13 protein-coding genes are annotated in these 19275 nt (G+C 59.1%); 9 read left to right on the top strand and 4 right to left on the bottom strand.

Features of this window, described 5'->3' with window-relative positions; genetic code table 11:
* From E1748_RS29925 to E1748_RS29895, 7 genes are all read left to right on the top strand, one after another.
* Positions 1–822: a lysophospholipid acyltransferase family protein gene (locus tag E1748_RS29925; protein WP_133650923.1), complete on the top strand. Its 822-nt coding sequence runs from the start codon at positions 1–3 to the stop codon at positions 820–822.
* 45 nt (positions 823–867) lie between these two features.
* Positions 868–1779, top strand: coding sequence for a GDP-mannose 4,6-dehydratase (locus E1748_RS29920; RefSeq protein ID WP_133650922.1), 912 nt, complete (start codon positions 868–870; stop codon positions 1777–1779).
* Between the two features lie 70 nt (positions 1780–1849).
* Positions 1850–2407: a GtrA family protein gene (locus tag E1748_RS29915; protein WP_133650921.1), complete on the top strand. Its 558-nt coding sequence runs from the start codon at positions 1850–1852 to the stop codon at positions 2405–2407.
* A 90-nt stretch (positions 2408–2497) separates the two neighbouring features.
* Positions 2498–5029 (top strand): ArnT family glycosyltransferase, encoded by a 2532-nt coding sequence (locus tag E1748_RS29910; RefSeq protein WP_133650920.1) that lies wholly within the window; start codon positions 2498–2500, stop codon positions 5027–5029.
* Between the two features lie 399 nt (positions 5030–5428).
* Positions 5429–9313 carry a glycosyltransferase gene (locus tag E1748_RS29905; RefSeq protein WP_166653654.1) on the top strand — a complete coding sequence of 1295 codons (3885 nt, stop codon included), beginning with the start codon at positions 5429–5431 and terminating at the stop codon, positions 9311–9313.
* A 63-nt stretch (positions 9314–9376) separates the two neighbouring features.
* Positions 9377–10411, top strand: coding sequence for a GDP-mannose 4,6-dehydratase (gmd, locus tag E1748_RS29900; protein WP_133650918.1), 1035 nt, complete (start codon positions 9377–9379; stop codon positions 10409–10411).
* A 124-nt stretch (positions 10412–10535) separates the two neighbouring features.
* The gene (locus E1748_RS29895) at positions 10536–11543 is read left to right on the top strand and encodes a glycosyltransferase family 2 protein (RefSeq protein WP_133650917.1); all 1008 of its coding nucleotides are present in this window, start codon (positions 10536–10538) and stop codon (positions 11541–11543) included.
* Positions 11544–11928: 385 nt separating this feature from the next.
* Here E1748_RS29895 and E1748_RS29890 read toward each other — a convergent pair whose 3' ends face one another.
* The 3 genes from E1748_RS29890 to E1748_RS29880 all read right to left on the bottom strand — a co-directional run bounded on the left by E1748_RS29890 (position 11929) and on the right by E1748_RS29880 (position 15785).
* Positions 11929–13053, bottom strand: coding sequence for an acyltransferase family protein (locus E1748_RS29890; protein WP_133650916.1), 1125 nt, complete (start codon positions 13051–13053; stop codon positions 11929–11931).
* A gap of 123 nt (positions 13054–13176) precedes the next feature.
* Complete coding sequence (locus tag E1748_RS29885) at positions 13177–14241, bottom strand: class I SAM-dependent methyltransferase (RefSeq protein ID WP_133650915.1); 1065 nt, start codon at positions 14239–14241, stop codon at positions 13177–13179.
* A gap of 125 nt (positions 14242–14366) precedes the next feature.
* The gene (locus E1748_RS29880) at positions 14367–15785 is read right to left on the bottom strand and encodes a DUF2142 domain-containing protein (RefSeq protein WP_133650914.1); all 1419 of its coding nucleotides are present in this window, start codon (positions 15783–15785) and stop codon (positions 14367–14369) included.
* 190 nt (positions 15786–15975) lie between these two features.
* Between E1748_RS29880 and E1748_RS29875 the strand changes: the two genes are divergently transcribed.
* The gene (locus tag E1748_RS29875) at positions 15976–16929 is read left to right on the top strand and encodes a glycosyltransferase family 2 protein (RefSeq protein ID WP_133650913.1); all 954 of its coding nucleotides are present in this window, start codon (positions 15976–15978) and stop codon (positions 16927–16929) included.
* Position 16930: 1 nt separating this feature from the next.
* Positions 16931–17332, top strand: coding sequence for a GtrA family protein (locus E1748_RS29870; protein ID WP_133650912.1), 402 nt, complete (start codon positions 16931–16933; stop codon positions 17330–17332).
* A 38-nt stretch (positions 17333–17370) separates the two neighbouring features.
* On the opposite strand, the gene E1748_RS29865 is transcribed toward E1748_RS29870, so the two are convergent.
* Positions 17371–19245 carry a glycosyltransferase family 2 protein gene (locus tag E1748_RS29865; protein WP_133650911.1) on the bottom strand — a complete coding sequence of 625 codons (1875 nt, stop codon included), beginning with the start codon at positions 19243–19245 and terminating at the stop codon, positions 17371–17373.
* Between the last annotated feature and the right edge of the window lie 30 nt (positions 19246–19275).

The raw sequence follows: 19275 nt of genomic DNA, 5'->3' as shown, positions 1-19275 counted from the left end.
ATGAAACTGCTGATCCGCAAACTCCGTCTCGTCACGCATCTGCTGCATGGGATGTGGACCGTCGCGCGGAGCTTTCCGCATGCGAGTGCCGCCGAGCGGCTCGAACTCAATCGCGCGTGGTCGCTGAAGATGCTGCGGCTCGCCGGGATGCGGCTCGTCGTGCACAACGACGCGGCGCGCCTCGATCGCGGCGCGCTGGTGATCGCGAATCACATCTCGTGGATCGATATCTACGTGATCAATGCGTGGCGGCCGACGCCGTTCGTATCGAAGGCGGAGATCCGCCGCTGGCCGGTGGTCGGCTGGCTCGCGCAGCAGCTCGATACCGTGTTCATCCAGCGCGAGAAGCGTAGCGACGCGAAGCGGATCATGCACGAGCTCGCGACTCGGCTGGGTGCGGGCGAACTGATGTGCGTGTTTCCCGAAGGCACGACGTCCGATGGGCTCGGGCTGCTGCCGTTTCACTCGAACATGTTTCAGGCGGCGGTGGCGGCGGGGTGTCCTGTGCAGCCGGTGTGTCTGATGTACGAGGATGCGCAGGGGCGGCAGTCGACTGCGCCTGCGTATATCGGCGATCTGTCGTTGGGGGATTCGTTGAATGCGTTGTTGCGGGGTGGGCCGTTGACCGCGCATGTGTATGTGGGGGAGGCGATTGCGCCGGGGGGCGAGCGGCGAGAGTTGACGGCGCAGGCCGAAGCCTCCGTGCGACGCGCACTCGAAGCGATGCAAAGCGGCACAGTGGCGTCGCTGCCGGTGTCGGCAAACACAGTGACGCAGTCGGAGAAAGGTGACGGGCCGGGTACCACCTTACCGGCACGCTGATTGCGCACACGTCTCGTGTGCTGAGGAAATTTCGGGAGTAGATAAATGGCGTTTCCTTCTGACCAAGCGGTTCGACGGGTACTGATCACCGGGATTCGTGGGTTCACCGGTGCCTACGTTCGCGACGAGCTGGCGCGTGCGGGGTACGAGGTATTCGGCACGATCATTCACGACGATGCCGCAGGCTCGCATGAGCGCGTGCTCGACATCAGTTCATTGGCGGATTGCCGACGCGTGATCGGCGAGGTGCGGCCGACGCACGTCGTGCATCTGGCCGCTATCAGCTTTGTCGGCCACGACAATGCACTCGATATGTACCGCATCAACGTACTCGGCACGTTGAATCTGCTGCAGGCGTGTGTTGACGAAGGTGTCCGTCCGGATCGACTGTTGATCGCGAGCAGCGCCAATGTGTACGGCAATGCTGCGGGCACGGTCGACGAAACCATGCCGCCTGCGCCCGTGAACCACTACGCTGCCAGCAAGCTCGCAATGGAGCATCTCGTTCGCACGTGGCTGGACTGGTTGCCAATCGTGATCACGCGTCCGTTCAATTACACAGGGCGTGGCCAGGACAGCCGCTTCCTTGTACCCAAGATCGTTTCCCATTTCGTTGAACGAAAACCTGTAATCGAACTCGGCAATCTCGACGTGGCACGCGATTTTTCAGACGTGCGGGCGGTCGCGGAAGTTTATCGGGGGTTGCTCGAATCCGACGCGGCCGTCGGCGAGACCGTGAACGTCTGTAGCGAACGGGGGCGGAGTCTGCAGGAGGTCGTTGAACTTGCCAGACAGGCGTCGGATCATGACCTCGAAATCCGCGTCAATCCGGCCTTCGTCAGAGCCAACGAGGTGAAAACGCTCGTCGGGTCGGCGGCGAAACTGAACAGTCTGGTTCCGGGTGTAGCCCCGATTGATCTCGCGGACACGATACGCTGGATGGTGCAGCCGGCGTAAACACGCTCGCGTTTTGGTGGATGACGGTGCGGCATCGTGGGCTTGCGATGCGCCCCCAGGTCCTCGGGCCGTGACAGACGCTATGTTAAACTCGGTCGCCTCTGATCAAGCGGCGGCGCGAGGGTGCGACCGTGCCGTATCAGGCAATCGCTGCACGGTTCCGTATCGGAAGCCGTCCGCCATTCCAGTCGTCGAAGGTCCGCTTTTCCAGATGAAACACTCGCTCAGCAGCCAGTCCTTCCGCTATCTGATTGTTGGGGGCGTCGTATATGGAATCGACGTCGGCACGTTCGTCGTGCTCATTGCCCTGGCGAAGAATCACTACCTCGAAATGAATGTGGTCGCGAAGACGCTCTCGGCGTTCGTCGGCTTTTTTCTGCACAGGCATTTCACCTTTTCGTGGGAACAGCGCCACAGCATGAAGCGGCAGTTCATTCTGTACGTGTTGCTGTTTGCATTCAACATGGCGCTGTCGACCGGATTGATCTATCTGCTGGTGGGACGGTTGTCACTGCCGACGCTGCCGAGCAGAATTGCCGTCGACATGGTCGTCATCGTGACGGCGTTTATCGTGAGTCGCCAGATGGTCTTTCGCACCTCCTCGTCACCGGTCGCCGCGAAGCGATGAGGCGGCGACACGACGCGTGGACCAGCGGTAACGGTGCAGAAGCGGTGACCCTCCGATAATTCATATCGCTTTCGAAAACGGACACATTCTATGAACGAGAGCGTTCGCTCCGGGATTGCAGTGCGCAGCCGCCATGGCTGGACGATTCGTGGAGGCTTCGGCTTGCGCGACGGACTCGCGACAGGGGCAGTCCTGGTGGGCGTTGTCCTGCTGGTCCACGGACTCGTAAAAGGCCGACTGCTTCATCTTCGCGGGACGGTAGCGGACGGACTCTGGACCAACATTCTTCTGCTTGCGCTGGTCACAGTGGGTATTGGCGTCGTGGCGGCTGTCGCGAGGCGCTGGTCGAAGCACGTTCTTGTCGCTGCGTTCGGCGCGGCCGTTCTCATTGCCTTCGGCTGGACAGGCGCATTGTGGGCATCGCTGGCCTTCATCTCGTTCGCTACGCTAGGCGAGGCCATATTGCCGGGCGGACCGCGCTCGTCAGTCGTATCGCTGAGCATGCAGTCGACCATCGGTGCGGCTTGTTTTGTTCTCGTGCTTGGCGTGACCATCCATTTCAGGATCAATACGCCGCTCTCGTTCGGGGCGCTGCTGTTGCTGCCGTTACTGCACCGACGCGCATTGACGCGCGTTATCGACATCTGCCGGACGACCCTCGCTCCCACGGTCCCTCCGACAGTGATGCAGATCGCTGCCGCGACAGTTCTCCTGTTCATCCTTGCGTTACATCTGACCGGTGCCGGCTTGCCCGAGCGTTACGCCGATGGCGCGCTCTACCATCTGTACTTCGGGCAGACACTCGCACGCCTGAATTACTGGCCGGGTGATTTCCATTCGCTTGTGTGGGCAGTCATGCCCGCCGGCATCGACTGGCTCTTCAGCATCGGAACCATGCTGGCGGGCGAGCAGGGTGCGAAAGCATTTTCGTTCCTCGTTTTCCTGCTGCTCATCGCGAATATCCATACGGCGGCCGTCAGGCGAGGTGTCGCACCCGCGTCTGCGCTATTGCTGGTGGCGTTGTTTGCGTCGACACCGCTGGCCTTCATCGAAACGACGGCGCTGTTCATCGAAAACGGACTTGCGCTTTTCATGCTGGCTGCATTCACCGTCCTGTTCATGACTGAATGCAGTGCCGAGCGACGTGCGATGGCGTGCGTATTGATGCTGTCCGCTGCAATTGCCACCAAGCTGCATGGATTTGCGGTGGTGGGTCCGCTCGGTATCGCCGCGCTGTGGTTGCTGGTGACACGAGGTACGCCCGGTCGCCGTCTGCCTGTCTTTGTTTTCGGGGTAATCGCAATCGCTCTCGGTTGCGAACCTTACATCTATGCGTGGCTGGTGACGGGCAATCCAGTTTTCCCGTTCTTCAACGGGATATTCCACTCGCCATACTATCCGCCGACCAACTTTGTCGACTATCGCTGGTCTCAACCCGCGCCTTACGATCTCTTTTATCGCGAGACATTTCATACCGAACGTTTCGGCGAATTCCGTAGCGGCGCATTCGGCTTCCAGACTGTCACACTCTTGCTGGCTGCCGCTCTCGCCGCCGTCACGACTTCGTGGCGGGCGGCCGCGGCGCTCGCGCTCGGTCTCTTCTACATCTTCGGGATTTCGACGGGATCGACCTACGCACGCTATCTGTATCCGGGGGTGCCGCTCCTGATGCTCGGCATGGCCTGCCTGCTCGCAAATCGCCAGGGCGTTGAAAAAGTTCTCTCCACACCGGTGCGTACGCTGGTCGTTCTTGTCATGTCGGCGGTCACCGTCATCAACCTGGCGCTCTTCAGCACAGCGGGCTGGCCCCTCGCGCAGAACTTCTGGTCCGGCCTGTTCGATGCCCAGAAGTGGCAGGAAGCCGGCGATCTCTCATTACCCCAACTCGAGATGAACCGGCGTGCAAGCAACGATGGTTTGCCTGCACCCCGCGAACTGCTGTTCAACGATGCAGTGTCCGCGGGGCTCGCCGGCACACCCCTGCCGGTGAACTGGTACAACGACACGCTGGTGCAGCGGTTCCGCAATGCCCACACTGTGGACGACATCGCTCGCATCATTCGCGACTATCGGGTGACGCATGCGAGTTTTCGCTTTGAGCAGAGTCAATACGGGATCGATTTCAATCTGGTTGGACGCGCGCTGGAGGAGCTTGGCGATCCCATTGCACGAAAGGACGGATTGATCCTGTATCGCATCCATCCCGATGTGTGGCTGGGGCCGGATCTGCTTGTCAATACGCCGCTCAAGCCGGACCAGTCGGCATGGCAGGTCAGGGGCAACGTAGACTGGATCGCCCCGCAGGGAGCGATGCTTGGTGCCGGCGCGAGTCTGAGTCAGTCGCCGCAGACGGCGCTCAAGCCAGATACGCTATACCGGCTGTCCGTCGAGATGCAATGCACAAAGCCTGAGCAGAACCTGCATGCCGCAGTGATGCTTGATCGCGGTGACCGGCCAGCCGGACGCTTTGACGATTTTCCGCCATGCAACGTAATCGGCACGGTGACGCGAACACTCGAATTTGTTACGCCATCCTATGGGGTCACTGCGACGCTGATCGTGGACAACGCACAGGCTGCATTCCTGCGAGCCACATTGCGTGAAGGTTACCGAACACGTTGAATTTTGAGACATCCAAAGTAATTTTTGCGGGTAGGCAGAAAAGCTTTTCTGCCGCCGTGAAGCCGCTGTATCGCGGCTTCACGGTTGCGCCACATCAACCCCTATAGTAGGATCGTGCGCGCCGAGCGGCACGTTGGCCTGTGCCGCAATCATCCAGTCCCTACCATCAATGTCGATCATTCAGGTGTGTCAGGCACGCGCGGCATCGCCCGATTGTTCGTTCACATTCGCCGTGTGGTCAGTACGGCTTTGCCGGTCGCAGATACAAGATCTTCTGATACGCGGCCATGACCGTGCAAAGGTCCGCGTACACTTTCGTCTGCACCAACCGGCCCCGCTTTGATTGCGTGGTAGGGCCGAAGCATTTGTCGTTTTGCTTTTTGTTCGGAAGATATGTCGATGCAAGAAAAATTGCCTCACGAGGCGGGCAAATCGTTCGATGAACGCTCCGACACACCGCAGCCTTCCGGTACGCAGCGGGATACGCCGACTCAACCAGCTGATCCGGTCGCCATCGAACTGTCACGTCTGGAATTGCTCGAGCGGGAGATAACAGAACTCGCCGCCGATCTCGCGTCGCGCACTCAATCCCAGGCAGATCTGCACGCGGAACTCGATTCGCGCATTCGCGAGATCGACGTGTTGTCGGCAAATCTGGCGCGTACTCGCACGATGTACGAGAAGGCGCAATCCGACAAGGTTGGCCTTCGCTCCGATTTTCAACGCTTCACGAACGTAAGCGACCAGTATCAGGCAGTCCTGGCTTCACCGATGTGGCGGATTACAGGTCCGTTGCGTCGCGCAGCCTCTTTGCTGAGCGCGGAGCAGCGCAAGGCGCTGCGCCGGATGTTGAAGGCAGTATGGTGGATGGCTACGCCGCACCGCACAGCTGCCCGTCTCAAGTTTCTCAAAGCCAGACGCGAAGAAGAGCAGCGCATTGCACGCGAGCAGAGCGTTCGAGATGCTGCTGGCGACTCTTCTATCAATGCGTCCCGCAACACGAACGATGTTGCGGCGGTGCAGATCCCCCGAGCATCTGCCGACGCGATCTCATGGTTCTTCATCGGCGATACGATTGACTGGCTGCAATCTCATGCGCAACTGACGGGCGTCGGAAAGGTGACGTCGGAGCTTTTCATCGCGTCATACGACGCCGTCACGGGTACTCATGCACGCCCGTGCATCCGTGGCGACAGCGTGTCGGGCCTCGTGCCCGCATCGTACGCGGACACCGTTTCGTTCCTCGCGTCGAAGCTCGACAAGCCGCAACTCGTGACGGCACTCCAGCATGACGATCGCACGTCGCTGCCGCGCTCGCCGCAGCGGGGCGACCGGGTGCTCTTCACCGGCGTCGTCTGGACGCCGGACTACGCCGGGTTGTACAAGCACCTCGCAGCTCAGGGCATCGGCATAGGCGTATTCCTTTACGACATCATTCCGGTCGAGCATCCCGATCTGGTCGGTCCGGATCACTACAGGATGTTCGTCTCGTGGCTCGAAACGACGGTCGCATATGTGCAGACTATCTTCGTATCGAGCCAGTCCATTCGCGAAAAGCTCATCCGTTGGGCGACCCTCGCGGGCGTACCTCTCAATGCGGAGATCGTCTCGGTCAACTTCGGAACCAGCGAAGTCGAGGACTTTGCGACCGCAGAACAACTGACGCAGCACGTATCGACGAAAAGCGTTGACCTGTCTTCTTTCGTGCTGTCGGTCGGCACCATCGATCGACGCAAGAACCAGGCGTTGCTCGCGCGCCTCTGGGCCCGCCTCACCGATGAAGTGGGCGCGGAAAACGTACCACAGCTGGTACTCGTTGGACGCGACGACATCGGCATCGCGTCGTTGAGCGCCAAGATTGCGTCTCTCGTTGCTTCGTCGAAGATCGTGGTGCTGCAGGGTATTTCCGATGCCGAACTGGTCGGGCTTTACAAGGCGTGTCTGTTCACGGCGTTCCCTTCGTTCAGCGAAGGTTATGGATTGCCGGTTGCAGAGAGTCTGCGATACGGCAAGGTCTGCCTGTCTTCGAATCTCGAATGCATCCACGAGCATGCCGGCGACTTCCCGTGGTATTTCGAGCCAGATGACGAGGAGGGTGCATACCGCCTGCTGCGTCGGGCGCTTGAAGACAAGAACGCACTTGCCACGGCCGAACGATTTATCAGTCAGCAATACCGGATGCATTCGTGGCGCGAAACCTATGACGCGATCGCCGGGGCATTGCTGAATCGGGCGTCTGCCCGTTACGTTCGCGTCGAGCGATACGATCACCCGACATTCCCCGGTGCGGCAGTCCTCGATCTGCCGGTTACGATGGCGAAGGCCGGCAAATGGTGTTCGGAGATTGCACCCGACGTCTCCGTCCTTATCATCAACTGGAACGCAGCTGCGTTGACGCTGGAATGCGTACGACAGTTGTGGGCCAATACCGAAGGTCTGCGCTACGAGATCGTGATCGTCGACAACGGCAGCCGGGAATCAGAGGTCGTACCGTTGCGGGGTCTGGGCGCCGGCGTGCGCGTACTGGAACTCGGTACGAACCGTTTCTTCGGTGAGGCTAACAACGTTGCGGCGGAAGCAGCAACCGGTCGCTATCTCTGTCTGCAGAACAACGATGCGTTCGTTCAGCCGGGCTGGCTGACGAGTCTCGTCGCTGCGTTCGAACAGGATCAAACGGTCGGCGCTGCGGGACCGCTGTTCCTGTTTCCCGATGGCACGATTCAGGAAGCCGGCGCGATCATCGACGAGAATGGTTACCCGATCCGTTTCGGTCGAGGCCATCAGACACTTGCTCCGGAATTCCTGAAGCCGCTTTCCGTCGACTACATTTCCGCGGCGAATTTGCTGGTTCCGCGCGATCTGTTCATGGAGGTTGGCGGCTTCGACCTGCAGTATGAGCCGGCTTACTACGAAGACGTCGATCTCTGCTTCAAGATTCGAGCGATCGGCAAAACGATCCGTTATTGCCCCGATGCGCGAGTGATCCATATCGAAGGCTCGTCGGCCAATCATAACCCGGAGGCCGAAGCACGCCGCCGTGCGCTCGGCGATCTTAACCGGGACAAATTCACGTCGCGGTGGGGGCGCTATCTGAAGAGCCGCGCGGACGCGGACCTTGAACGGGTACGCCGGCATTTCCCGGCACCGGAGGTTTCGCCGCAGGCGCAACCGACGTTGCAAAACAAGCCTGAGCGGACGGCCGTGGTGTTCACGCCGTACGCGCTGACGCCGGGCGGCGGTGAGCGCTACGTATTGACGATGGCTGCCGCGCTCTCTTCGAACCATGCAGTCAGTATCGTCACGCCGCATCCGTACAGCCAGTTGCGTCTGCGCAGTCTCGCCAGCGAGTTCGACATCGACCTGTCGACGTGCCGGCTTGCTACCGCCGATCAGTTTGCCGCGGCCGACGCGCCGGACCTGATGGTGACGATGGGTAACCATATCGTTCCTCCTACACCCGGACGTGGCAAGACGAATCTGTTCCTGTGCCAGTTTCCGTTCAGGACCCCCGATTTTGCGGATCCGGCATGGCTCGGCGCGTATCAGTCGATCATCGCGTATTCGGAGTACTCGAAGGCTCACATCTTTGCCGCACTAAGCGCAGGGCAACTGCCGCCGCGTCCTATCGATGTGCTCCATCCGCCGGTGCCCGCGGTCGCCGGCGATGCGCTTGCCAAGAAGCGCATGATTCTCAGCGTAGGTCGCTTCTTCATCGGTGCACACAGCAAGCGGCACGATCTGCTGATCAAGGCGTTCCGGACGCTCTACGAAACTGTCGATGGCGATATTGAACTGCACCTCGCGGGTTCGTCGGTCCCTGAGTCGCTGCACATGGACTATCTGAACCGGCTGCAGCAGATGGCCGAGGGCTTGCCAGTCAAGTTCCACGTGAACGTCGCCGGTGACGATCTCGCAGTGCTCTATCGTGATGCCGCTCTGTACTGGCACGGCGCAGGGCTCGAATCCGATCTTCTCGATCACCCCGAAACCGCGGAGCATTTCGGCATCAGCATCGTCGAGGCGATGTTCGCGGGTTGCGTACCGCTGTCGTTCAACTCGGGCGGTCCACGCGAAATCATCACAGACGGTGTCGACGGATTCCTGTACGGATCGATTGGCGGACTGGTCGCGCAGTCACAGCGGCTGCTGGCTGCAACCGGCCGCGAGATGCGCGAGCAGGTCGGACTGGCAGCCGCCCGCCGAGCCGGCGATTTCGCGGTGGACCGGTTCGCCGCTCACGTGCGGGAACTCGTCGAGCGACGCATGGCGGATCGGCCAGCCTGATTTTCGGACAGCCCCCGGTTCGCCGGTACAATCTCTCGAATATTCTATTTAGGATCTGAACTTGTGAAATCGGCAATCGTTACGGGCATTACTGGACAGGACGGCGCTTATCTGGCGGAGCAGCTTCTGCAGAAGGGCTATGCCGTATATGGAACGTATCGCCGTACCAGTTCCGTCAACTTGTGGCGCATCGAGGAGCTCGGTATAGCGAAGCACCCGGATCTTCATCTCGTCGAGCACGATCTGACGGATCTCGGCAACAGCATTCGCTTGATCGATCGGATAGAGCCCGCCGAAATCTACAATCTGGCGGCGCAGAGCTTCGTCGGTGTTTCGTTCGAACAGCCGAACCTGACGGCGCAGGTGACGGGCGTCGGCGCGCTGAACCTGCTCGAGGCGATTCGCACGGTCGACACGAAGATTCGTTTTTATCAGGCCAGCACGTCCGAGATGTTCGGCAAGGTGCAGGCAATTCCGCAAGTGGAAAGCACGCCGTTTTATCCGCGCAGTCCGTATGGCGTCGCGAAGCTTTACGCGCACTGGATGACGATCAACTATCGCGAGAGCTACGACATCTTCGCGTCGAGCGGCATTCTGTTCAATCACGAATCGCCGTTGCGCGGACGCGAATTCGTGACGCGCAAGATCACCGATTCGCTAGCCAAGATCAGCCTCGGCCTGCAGGACGTGCTCGAACTCGGCAACCTCGATGCAAAGCGCGACTGGGGCTACGCGAAGGAATACGTGGACGGGATGTGGCGCATGCTGCAGGCCGACAAGCCGGACACGTACGTACTCGCGACGAACCGCACCGAGTCCGTACGTGATTTCGTGACGGCGGCCGCAAAGCACGTTGGCTTCGAGCTGGCTTGGGAAGGCAAGGCCGAAGGCGAAGTTGGTCGAGATACGAAGAGCGGCAAGGTTCTGGTTCGTGTGAACCCCGCGTTTTACCGCGCGGCGGAAGTCGAGTTGCTGATCGGGAATCCAGAAAAGGCCAAGGCGGATTTGGGCTGGGAAGCGAAGACGTCGCTGGAGGCACTGTGCCAGATGATGGTCGAGGCGGATCTGCGTCGCAACAAGGCCGGACAATCTTTCTGATTTCATTGCCGGCGGGTGGTGTTCGACAGCATCGCCGCGCTGCATTGTTCAGGCGCATGGCGCAAACGTATTCGCGCAACGTCGCGATCAACCAGATCGACAGCGAACCCTGTTAAGGACTCAGATGACTCAGGAAGCTCGCCTTGCGGTGGTCATTCCTTCGTATAAGGTGTCACGTTTTATCGAAGGCGTCATAGGTAGCATTGGCCCTGAAGTGAGCCTGATCTACGTCGTCGACGATTGCTGCCCGGAGAAGACGGGGCAACTCGTCGAGGAGAAGGTCAAGGATCATCGCGTACGCGTCGTCTATCACGAGCAGAATCAGGGTGTGGGCGGCGCCGTGATGAGCGGCTATCGGCGCGCGCTTGCCGATGGTGCGGACGTCATCGTGAAGCTCGACGGCGACGGGCAAATGGACGCGGCGCTTATCAAGCAGTTCGTTGCTCCCATCGTCAACGGCCAGGCCGACTATACGAAAGGTAACCGCTTCTTCGATCTGACCAACATTCACCGGATGCCGAAGATGCGCCTTTTCGGCAATGCCGGGTTGTCGTTCATGGCGAAGTTGTCGACCGGTTACTGGGACGTCTTCGATCCGACCAACGGCTATACCGCGATTCACGCAACCGCGGCGCGGCGCCTGCCGATGGACAAGATCAGCAAACGGTATTTCTTCGAAACCGACATGCTGTTCAGACTGGGCATTTTGCGCGCGGTTGTCGTAGACGTGCCGATGGATGCGGTCTATGGGGACGAAGTCAGCAATCTGAAGATTTCGAAGGTGCTCGGCGAATTCGCTGCCAAACACGCACGCAATTTTCTGAAGCGCATCTTCTACAACTACTTCTTGCGCGACATGTCGATCGCGTCGCTTGAGCTGGTGATCGGGCTGTGTCTGTTCCTGTTCGGCGGCCTGTACGGTGCATATCACTGGATACATTCGGCTTCGATCGGCGTTGTCACGCCAGCCGGCACCGTCATGGCGGCGGCGTTGCCGTTACTGGCGGGCCTTCAACTATTGTTGAATTTCTTCAGCTATGACATTGCGAATGTGCCGCGACCGCCGGTGCATCGGTTTGCGGTGATGCGCCCGGAGACCGCACCGGTAAACGCTCCCGGGGAACCGCGTTAGCGCAGTGTGCGCCTTGTGTCCTTTCAAGGGCGCTTCACAACGACGTGCAGCGGAGACGGTAATGGTATCGCGAGTGCGTGCCGAAGAAGAGGTAGGCGACTTTCCGGAAAGAAACTTGATCGCCGACGGGATCAGCACCTCTTCGCCACCCTGAGCATCCACGTGCAGCAAATCGATCCGATCGACGTCTCGCGCGCGATCCTCAAGCGCAAGTGACCCGTCTCGACCAGCGCGGCAGCCTCACTTTCGCTCACATCGAATAACGGATAGGGAGCGGTTCGGCTTTCCCCTCGTGCCCCTCGAGAAGCGACGGACAGATTTCGGATCTACCATGACGCTCAACGCGTTGGTGATAGAACGTGGCAATTCCTGTCCGGCATTTACCTCATTGACTGACGGGCACGACGCCTCGCCTGTCGGTAGGCTTGACTGCAAAGAGCGTGTCCCGCAGCCTCAGGAACGGCTTCTCGATATAGCGGTACGTGAACGCCGACATCGAAAAGATGATCCCCAGATAGACCGCGATTCGGAGTGCGACGCCACCCAGCGTATCGCCGCGTCCAAGAAGGTGGAGCACGATGTACAGCGAAGTCAGGTTCGACAGATACATCGAATAGGACAGCCGGGCGATCGGCCTGAAGAACGCGTCGAGCGACGCAGGGATCCTGACGCTGAGCCCCGCAAGCAAGAGGCCGCAGATGCCGATCGACGTCACAGTGAAGAGCCAGAATTTCGCGTAGAAGCTGTGATCCAGCCAATCCTTCCCCTGCCAGACAACGTAGATCGACGTCGACAGCAGAAGGATCAGTGGGATGCTTACCAGTGCGATCGCTTTTTTTCTCGTGCGCAGATACTTGTTGTAGACGACAGAAAGCAGTACGCCCCACATCAGCGAATCGATCCGGTAGAGTGCCACTTTTCGGACACCATCGTCCCACAGCGTGGCGGTATGCGCGCCATGCAAACGAAGCGCCATCGACGCAAACAGGATGACGAACAGTGCGAGCAGCAAAGATCGCAGCGGCCTTCTCACGATCAGCCAGGCAACGAAAAAGGTGATCGGGAGGATGAAGTAAAAAATTTCTTCGATCGCAAGGCTCCAGGATTCAGGGAAAAAAGCCGGAGGCGACCAGAGAAGATTCTGCGTGAATGTCATCGACCTGAGCAGGTCGGGCTCCTTCGCGAACGTCCATCCCAACGATGTGAAAAAGAGGTTCACCAGGATGTAGAAGTAGTAATTCGGTATGGTCCTGAACCAGCGCCGAGCTTCGAATACCACGAGCGAACCCGCATTGCCGGTGAATCGACTGGTCGTTTCGAGAAAGATGGAGCCGATCAGAAAGCCGCTGAGGCAAAAGAAAATTTCGACGCCGAAGTAGCCGAGCACAGATTCGGCGGTTGCTGCCCATGCCCATTGCGAGAGCACAAGGCCGTGACAGGCGACGACGAACAGGATCGCCATGGCTCTCCAGGCGTCTAGCCACTGATTTCTGTTGCTAATCGATTTCATGAGAAGGACGGGCCGGTTCCGGCGTGCTGCGACGGATTTAATAATTGCGGGATTTTACACTGCCGGTCTGCAGGGCCACGCGATGTGTCGGGCTGCGAAAGACTTGCGGCTACTTCGTGGCGATCAACCCGGTAACACCTTTTTGATCCAGCGCAAAGGTGCGGTTAGCCGATACGACTTCGACGCGACGAGCGCAGCGACGGTATGTTCCGAGTCCGCGAGGCGCCGTTTCAGCTCGGCAATTTCACTTTCTTTATCGGCTACGCGTTGCTTCAGTGCGCCACTTTGACTGGCGAGAACTCGTGCTTCGGCGTCGACGCGATGCGCTTCGTCGGCCTGTTGGCGGATTTTCGCAGACAGCGCAGACACTTCTTCTGAAAGCCGCGAGACTTCACCGGAGAGGGTGGCCTCCGTGCCGAGCAGCCTGCGGACTTCATCCGTCAGTCGGGTCTCTTCCGCACGCAGCACCTCGACATCGTGCCGTTTGCGCACGGAGTCACCCAGATTGGCGAACGCTTCCTTCAGCAGGCGAAACCTCGCTTCATCTGCCGCGGCTTCGAGTAGGAGCTTCGACGTCGGTGCAAGCTCTTTCCCAACGAACAGGACACCCAGTCCCGCCGAGTGATCGAATTCGATGCCGGGGTATGTCTTGCTGATTTCGGCCCAGTATTGCCAGACGCCGAAATCGCGCTCGCGCACATTCGTGTCATGGAACAGCACGACCGCGCGACCGGAGAGTTTCGGAAGCCAGGTTTCGAAATCATGCCGGACGGCTTCGTAAGTATGTAGACCATCGATATGCAGTAGATCTACTGAGCCATCAGGGAAGTAATCTTTCGCGTCGTCGAAGGTCGTACGCAGAAGCGTCGAAAATCCGGGGAAGTGGCGTGCGTTGAACGTCGCCAGGTCGTTGTAGATGTCGTCGCCGTAAAAACCGGCATGGTCGTCGCCTTGCCATGTATCGACGGCATAGCAGCGGGTCGGCAACTGGCTCGCCGCGACTGTCTGACAAAAGGCCGCATACGACATACCGTAGTGCGAGCCGAGCTCCACGAAGATGGAGGGCTTGAGGGCATCGATCAGCCAGCAGCCGAAAGGTACATGTCCTGACCAGCCGCTAGGCACGAGCCTTTGCGGTCGGATGAACATGGCTGCGCTCAGCGGAAAGGATGCTGCTTCACGGTCCATACGTAGCTTGGCGAGAAGTGACAATGTGAACAATTGTAGCGCTGTTCATGTTACTTCCCGGAGCGACCAGCAAGCGGTTGTCACTTCGTCACCATAAGCGGTGGAATCCGCCCGCCTTCGGCGTCCTAATGGACGTAGTACCGCGCGATCAGTATGTGTATAACTTCGATGAAGGTACAGACCGGAAAAAGAGCCGCTCCCAGGAGCGCCACTTTTTCTCCGAGCGGTATCAGGCTGCTGTTTGTAACCGATCGATTGGACGACGTGAGTACCAATGCGAGCGGCGGGAGCAGAGGCAACAGGTATCGGCCCTGCACGCCGTCAATGACGAGTTGCGCAACCGGCGTCCATGTTAGATAGAGCGACGCAAAGATCATCCCGAGACATAGGCCGATTGAGGCTAGCGTGATCGCGCGATCCGCGAATCGGCCGCGTATCGAGGATCCGGCATACAGCATCGTTGCTGCGACGTTGCACGCCAGCATGACGGCCGCCAGCCGGTAGTATTTGATATCCAGCGGCGTATCCAGCCATCCGAGATTGCCGATAAAGCTCTGATAGTAAAACGTCGAGTTCGTCCGCAGTGTCGCGACGGCGACGCGCAAAACGTTTACCGGGTCATGGAGCAGGAAAGCGAGCTGTCCGGCAACAGACCGCGGTGGCGGCACAGGCGCCCATGCGGCATGACCGAAGATCCAGGCCGCAATGGCCGCGGGTACACCCGCAGCGAGGCACCAGCCGATCCGGCGCAGCCACCCGTAGCGCTCGCTGTCGGCGGACACGCGTAGGCCGGGACAAAAAAGAAGCACGAGAAACCCGACATACGGGGGACGCGATGCGATGCAGACCCAGAGCGCGATGCAGGCCAGCCACCCGTCTCGCGCCGTGAGCACGCGACCCTCGTCGAGATGACGCGCGAGGAAGGCGATCAACAGGAAGCAGAGCGGCAAAACGGAGACTTCCTGGCTGACCGACGTGAAGATCATCAGCGTGCACGGCAGCATCGCTGTGCAGAATATGAAGGGCGCCGTGCGACGGCTAATGGCGATCGCCCAGCAAGTCAACGCTATGCTGAAGAGCATTCCCACGGCACATGTGAGCACATATGTTTGCCGTATGTTCATCCTGAATGTGCGGCCGACCGTGATCGCAGCGGCTTGTGGAAGATAGGAGAACATCGGATAGACGGCGGCGCCGGGGAAGCCGGCTAGCGTGGTTTCGCCGGTCCAGTAAGGTGCATGAGCAGCTGCCAGCATCGAGGCGCTAACCTTGACCTCCGGGTAATGCGCGATCGGGTCGAAGATATCGGCCAATGTAATGACGCCTTTGTCGATTGGACCGCCTGAGGTGCCGTCGAAACGTTGAGCGACAAAGTTGCCGTCGGCTATCTGCGTCGCACGATAGAAATGATTGACGGCATCGGGTGTCTGAAAAGGTGGCGTCGCGACAATCAGAAAAATGCCTATGGGAAGCGCATAGCAGAGGTACAGCAGATGAAGGTTCGAGCGTTGTGCAATGAGAGCGATTTGCTTGAATATCCACATGTCTGCTGGTTCTTTATGTGATTCTGAGGTTTGATTGCCGATGATGTGTTGCGGTACGCCGGAAGGGATCCTGGGCGGAGCCCGTCATGATGTTACTGGGGGCGCCAGCGTATAGACACCATATACAATATGGGGCCATCGGCGCTTGCCGACGCAAGGCTATCCTACTTTACGCGGTCAAAGCGAATACATGTTCGACCAGAGCAATTCTCCACGTGTCGCTGTCGTGATCCCGTGCTACAACGAGGCGACTGCTATTGCCACGGTAGTCAGGGATTTTCGCGCAAGCCTGCCCAACGCTGAGATCGTCGCGTTCGACAATAACTCGACGGACGATACGACGGAGATTGCACGATCAGCCGGAGCCAGGGTTATACCCGTTCCGCTGCAAGGCAAGGGCAACGTAGTGAGACGAATGTTTGCTGACGTCGATGCCGACGTGTACGTCATGGTCGACGGCGATGCAACTTACGACGCAACAGTTGCGCCGGCTCTTGTCAGGCATCTCGTCGACAATGGTCTCGACATGGTGGTTGGTTCCCGGCTGAGCGACGAAGAGACGGCATACCGGCTGGGGCATCGACTCGGCAATGTGCTGCTCACGCAATGTGCGGCATCGATATTCGGACGGACGTTCAAAGATATGCTGTCGGGTTACAGGGTGTTCTCGCGGCGTTACGCCAAGACCTTTCCGGCGCACTCGGCCGGTTTCGAAATCGAAACGGAACTGGCCGTACACGCGCTAAGCATGCGCATGCCGGTGGCAGAAATCAACACACAGTACAAATCGCGTCCCGAAGGTTCGGAAAGCAAGCTGAACACGTATCGAGATGGCTTCCGGATTCTGATGACTATCTTCAAGCTGTTCAAGTCCGAGAAGCCTTTTATGTTCTTTACGGGTGCGTTCGCCATCTGTATGGCGCTTTCGATTGCACTGGCGATCCCGGTCGTCGAAACGTACTTCATGACGGGCCTTGTGCCGCGCATCCCGACAACCATCCTCTGCAGTGCACTCGCGCTGTTCGGTACGATCCTGTTCGCCTGCGGAATCGTGCTCGATACGGTCACGCGGGGCCGTAACGAGATGAAGCGGCTCGCGTACCTGTCGATTCCCGTTTTTGCGCGCGACCCGAACGGTCGATGAGATGCGCGGCCAGATAGTACGTTTCGCGGTTGCCGGAGTGTTCGGTTTCGTGGTGGATGCCGGCATCCTTTATCTCGCATTGCATGCTGGTACCGGCCCGTATGTCGGGCGCGTCATCTCGTTTCTGTGCGCGGTTTTCGCCACATGGCAGATCAATCGGCGTTACACGTTCCGCAGTACGGTGAAGCGCTCGGCGTGGCGCGAATGGAACGAGTATCTGCTCGCGATGGCGTTCGGAGGGGTGTGCAATTACGGCGTGTATGTTCTCGCCTTCAGGCTGCTTCCGCCGATGGCGCTTGCACCATTCTTCGCGGTGGCGGTGGGGTCGATCGCCGGGATGTTCGTGAATTTCTGCACGGCGAAGATGTGGGTGTTTCGTCACGCGCGCTCGGACAAGGCGTGACCGGCGCAGCCGCTAGCTTGCCACGCGTTTTGTGCTCTTTAAGCGTTCCAGTCGATGCGAGGCGGAAATGACAGGTCGAACGTTGCTGATTCGCTGTCGTGCGTGAGTGCGAGGTTGGGGTTGTAGCTGTGATCGCTGAACGTGACGGGGTCTTCCAGGTGTGCCGCCCCGGTTCCCTTCGAATTGTGAATATCTCTCTTAAGGACGATCTTTGCTCGCGGCACGAGTATGTGATTCCGTCCCATACCTGCGACTCGTGTTGAGAGATCGATGCCGTTGGCCGCACTACCGAAGGCATCCGATGTGCGAAGCCCCCCTGCGTCGAGAAACACGGAGCGCGCAACGACTAAGCATGCATCCGGCAGGGCCGACACCGCGCGGGTCAATACCGCGTATCCGAAGTAGCCGATATCTCGCGGGCCAATTCCGGCTAGTGCAGGAACTGCTGTGTCCGCTGATGTCATGACGAGGCCGGCCGCACACACCGCCCCTGACGATGAATAGAGCGCGGGTCCGACGAGTCCAGCATGCGGACGCGCTGCCAGCTTGACGAGTTCTTCGAGCCAGGACTCGTTGACCATTTCCACAGCATCATCCAGAAGACAAAGATATTCGTCTTCATGATCCGTCACGACGGCATTGACTTGCGCTGCCATTGAGCGCTCATCCGCAGGAAATAGACTCACAACCCGCTGTGGGTGGATCTCATTCAGCCAGGCGCGGACTACTTCCGCATTTTCGGCAGCAATCCCGGCAATCGAAACGTGATAACGGGGGTATTGGGTGCACGTAAGCAGGCTTGTCAGGCACGCCGTCAGATGTGACATGTTTCCCGACGCGCGGACGACAACATGAACAGTCGGCACAGGAACAGGTAATGCGTAGTCGACATGCACGAACGGAAACGTGTTCGACGGTGCAACAACATCGGCTTCGACGCCGAGTGCGGCAAGATGATCGCGGATCGCTCTCACTCCGGCCTCGACGGCATACGGTTTCTCGCCGACGCTGATCGCGGTGCTGCCTTCGATCGTTCGCCAGTGATACAGCACATGTGGGATGTGCACGACGGCCGCGTCGCCGGCGATGCGTAAGCATCGCAGCACAAGATCGTGATCCTGGCTGCCTTCGAGGCCTTGCCTGAACCCTCCGGCGTCGCGGACTAACTGCGTATCGAACACACCCAAATGCGAAAAGAAGTTCTGCTGGACGATCAGTTCAGGATCCCAGTCAGGCTTGAAATACGGCGAACTCCGGAGACCTTCCTCCGAAATCTTGTCTTCATCGCTGTAGAGCAATCGGGCGTCCGGGTGTGCATCGATGTATTTCGCCACCATGGCGAGTGCGTGTGGAGGCAGCACGTCATCGTGGTCCAGCAACGCGAGATATTCGCCGGTCGCGAGTTCGAGAGCTGTGTTGCTGGCCGCGCAGATATGTCCGTTCTTCTCACGGAAAGCGACGCGGATTCGCGAATCGCGTTGCGAATAGTCGTGCAACGTGGCGCGGACATGCGGTTCGGTCGATGCGTCGTCCGCGAGGCACAACTCCCAGTGCGGGTAGGTCTGATTCATGACCGAGTCGATCATCTGAGTCAGGAACCGGAGCGGGGTATTGAAAACCGGCACGATGATCGAAATGCGCGGTTTGCAGCTCAGTTGCTCGATCTCGGTTCGCAATGCCTGAAGCCGGAATTCATCGACTGAATCGTATGCAGCAACCCACTCCTGGTACTGTGACTGCCGGCCGGCAACGCGCGCCACTTTTCTCAATGCACCGCTCAAGCCTTCCCGGCGGACGAGGACAGCAACGGCCGACACAGACCGCGTGAAGCCTCCGTTCGAAACTACTCTTGCGATTACGCCTTTCGCCAGGTCGAGCGGGGCATGGAATGGACGCCGCTTTTTTGCCGTCATCTCGTGGCCGATTTGTGCGTAGTGGAGCGT

Origin of the sequence: Paraburkholderia flava (assembly GCF_004359985.1) — a bacterium.
GTDB lineage: Bacteria > Pseudomonadota > Gammaproteobacteria > Burkholderiales > Burkholderiaceae > Paraburkholderia > Paraburkholderia flava.
Note: the sequence above shows the minus strand (reverse complement) of the source record. Positions and strands in the feature narration are given on the sequence as shown.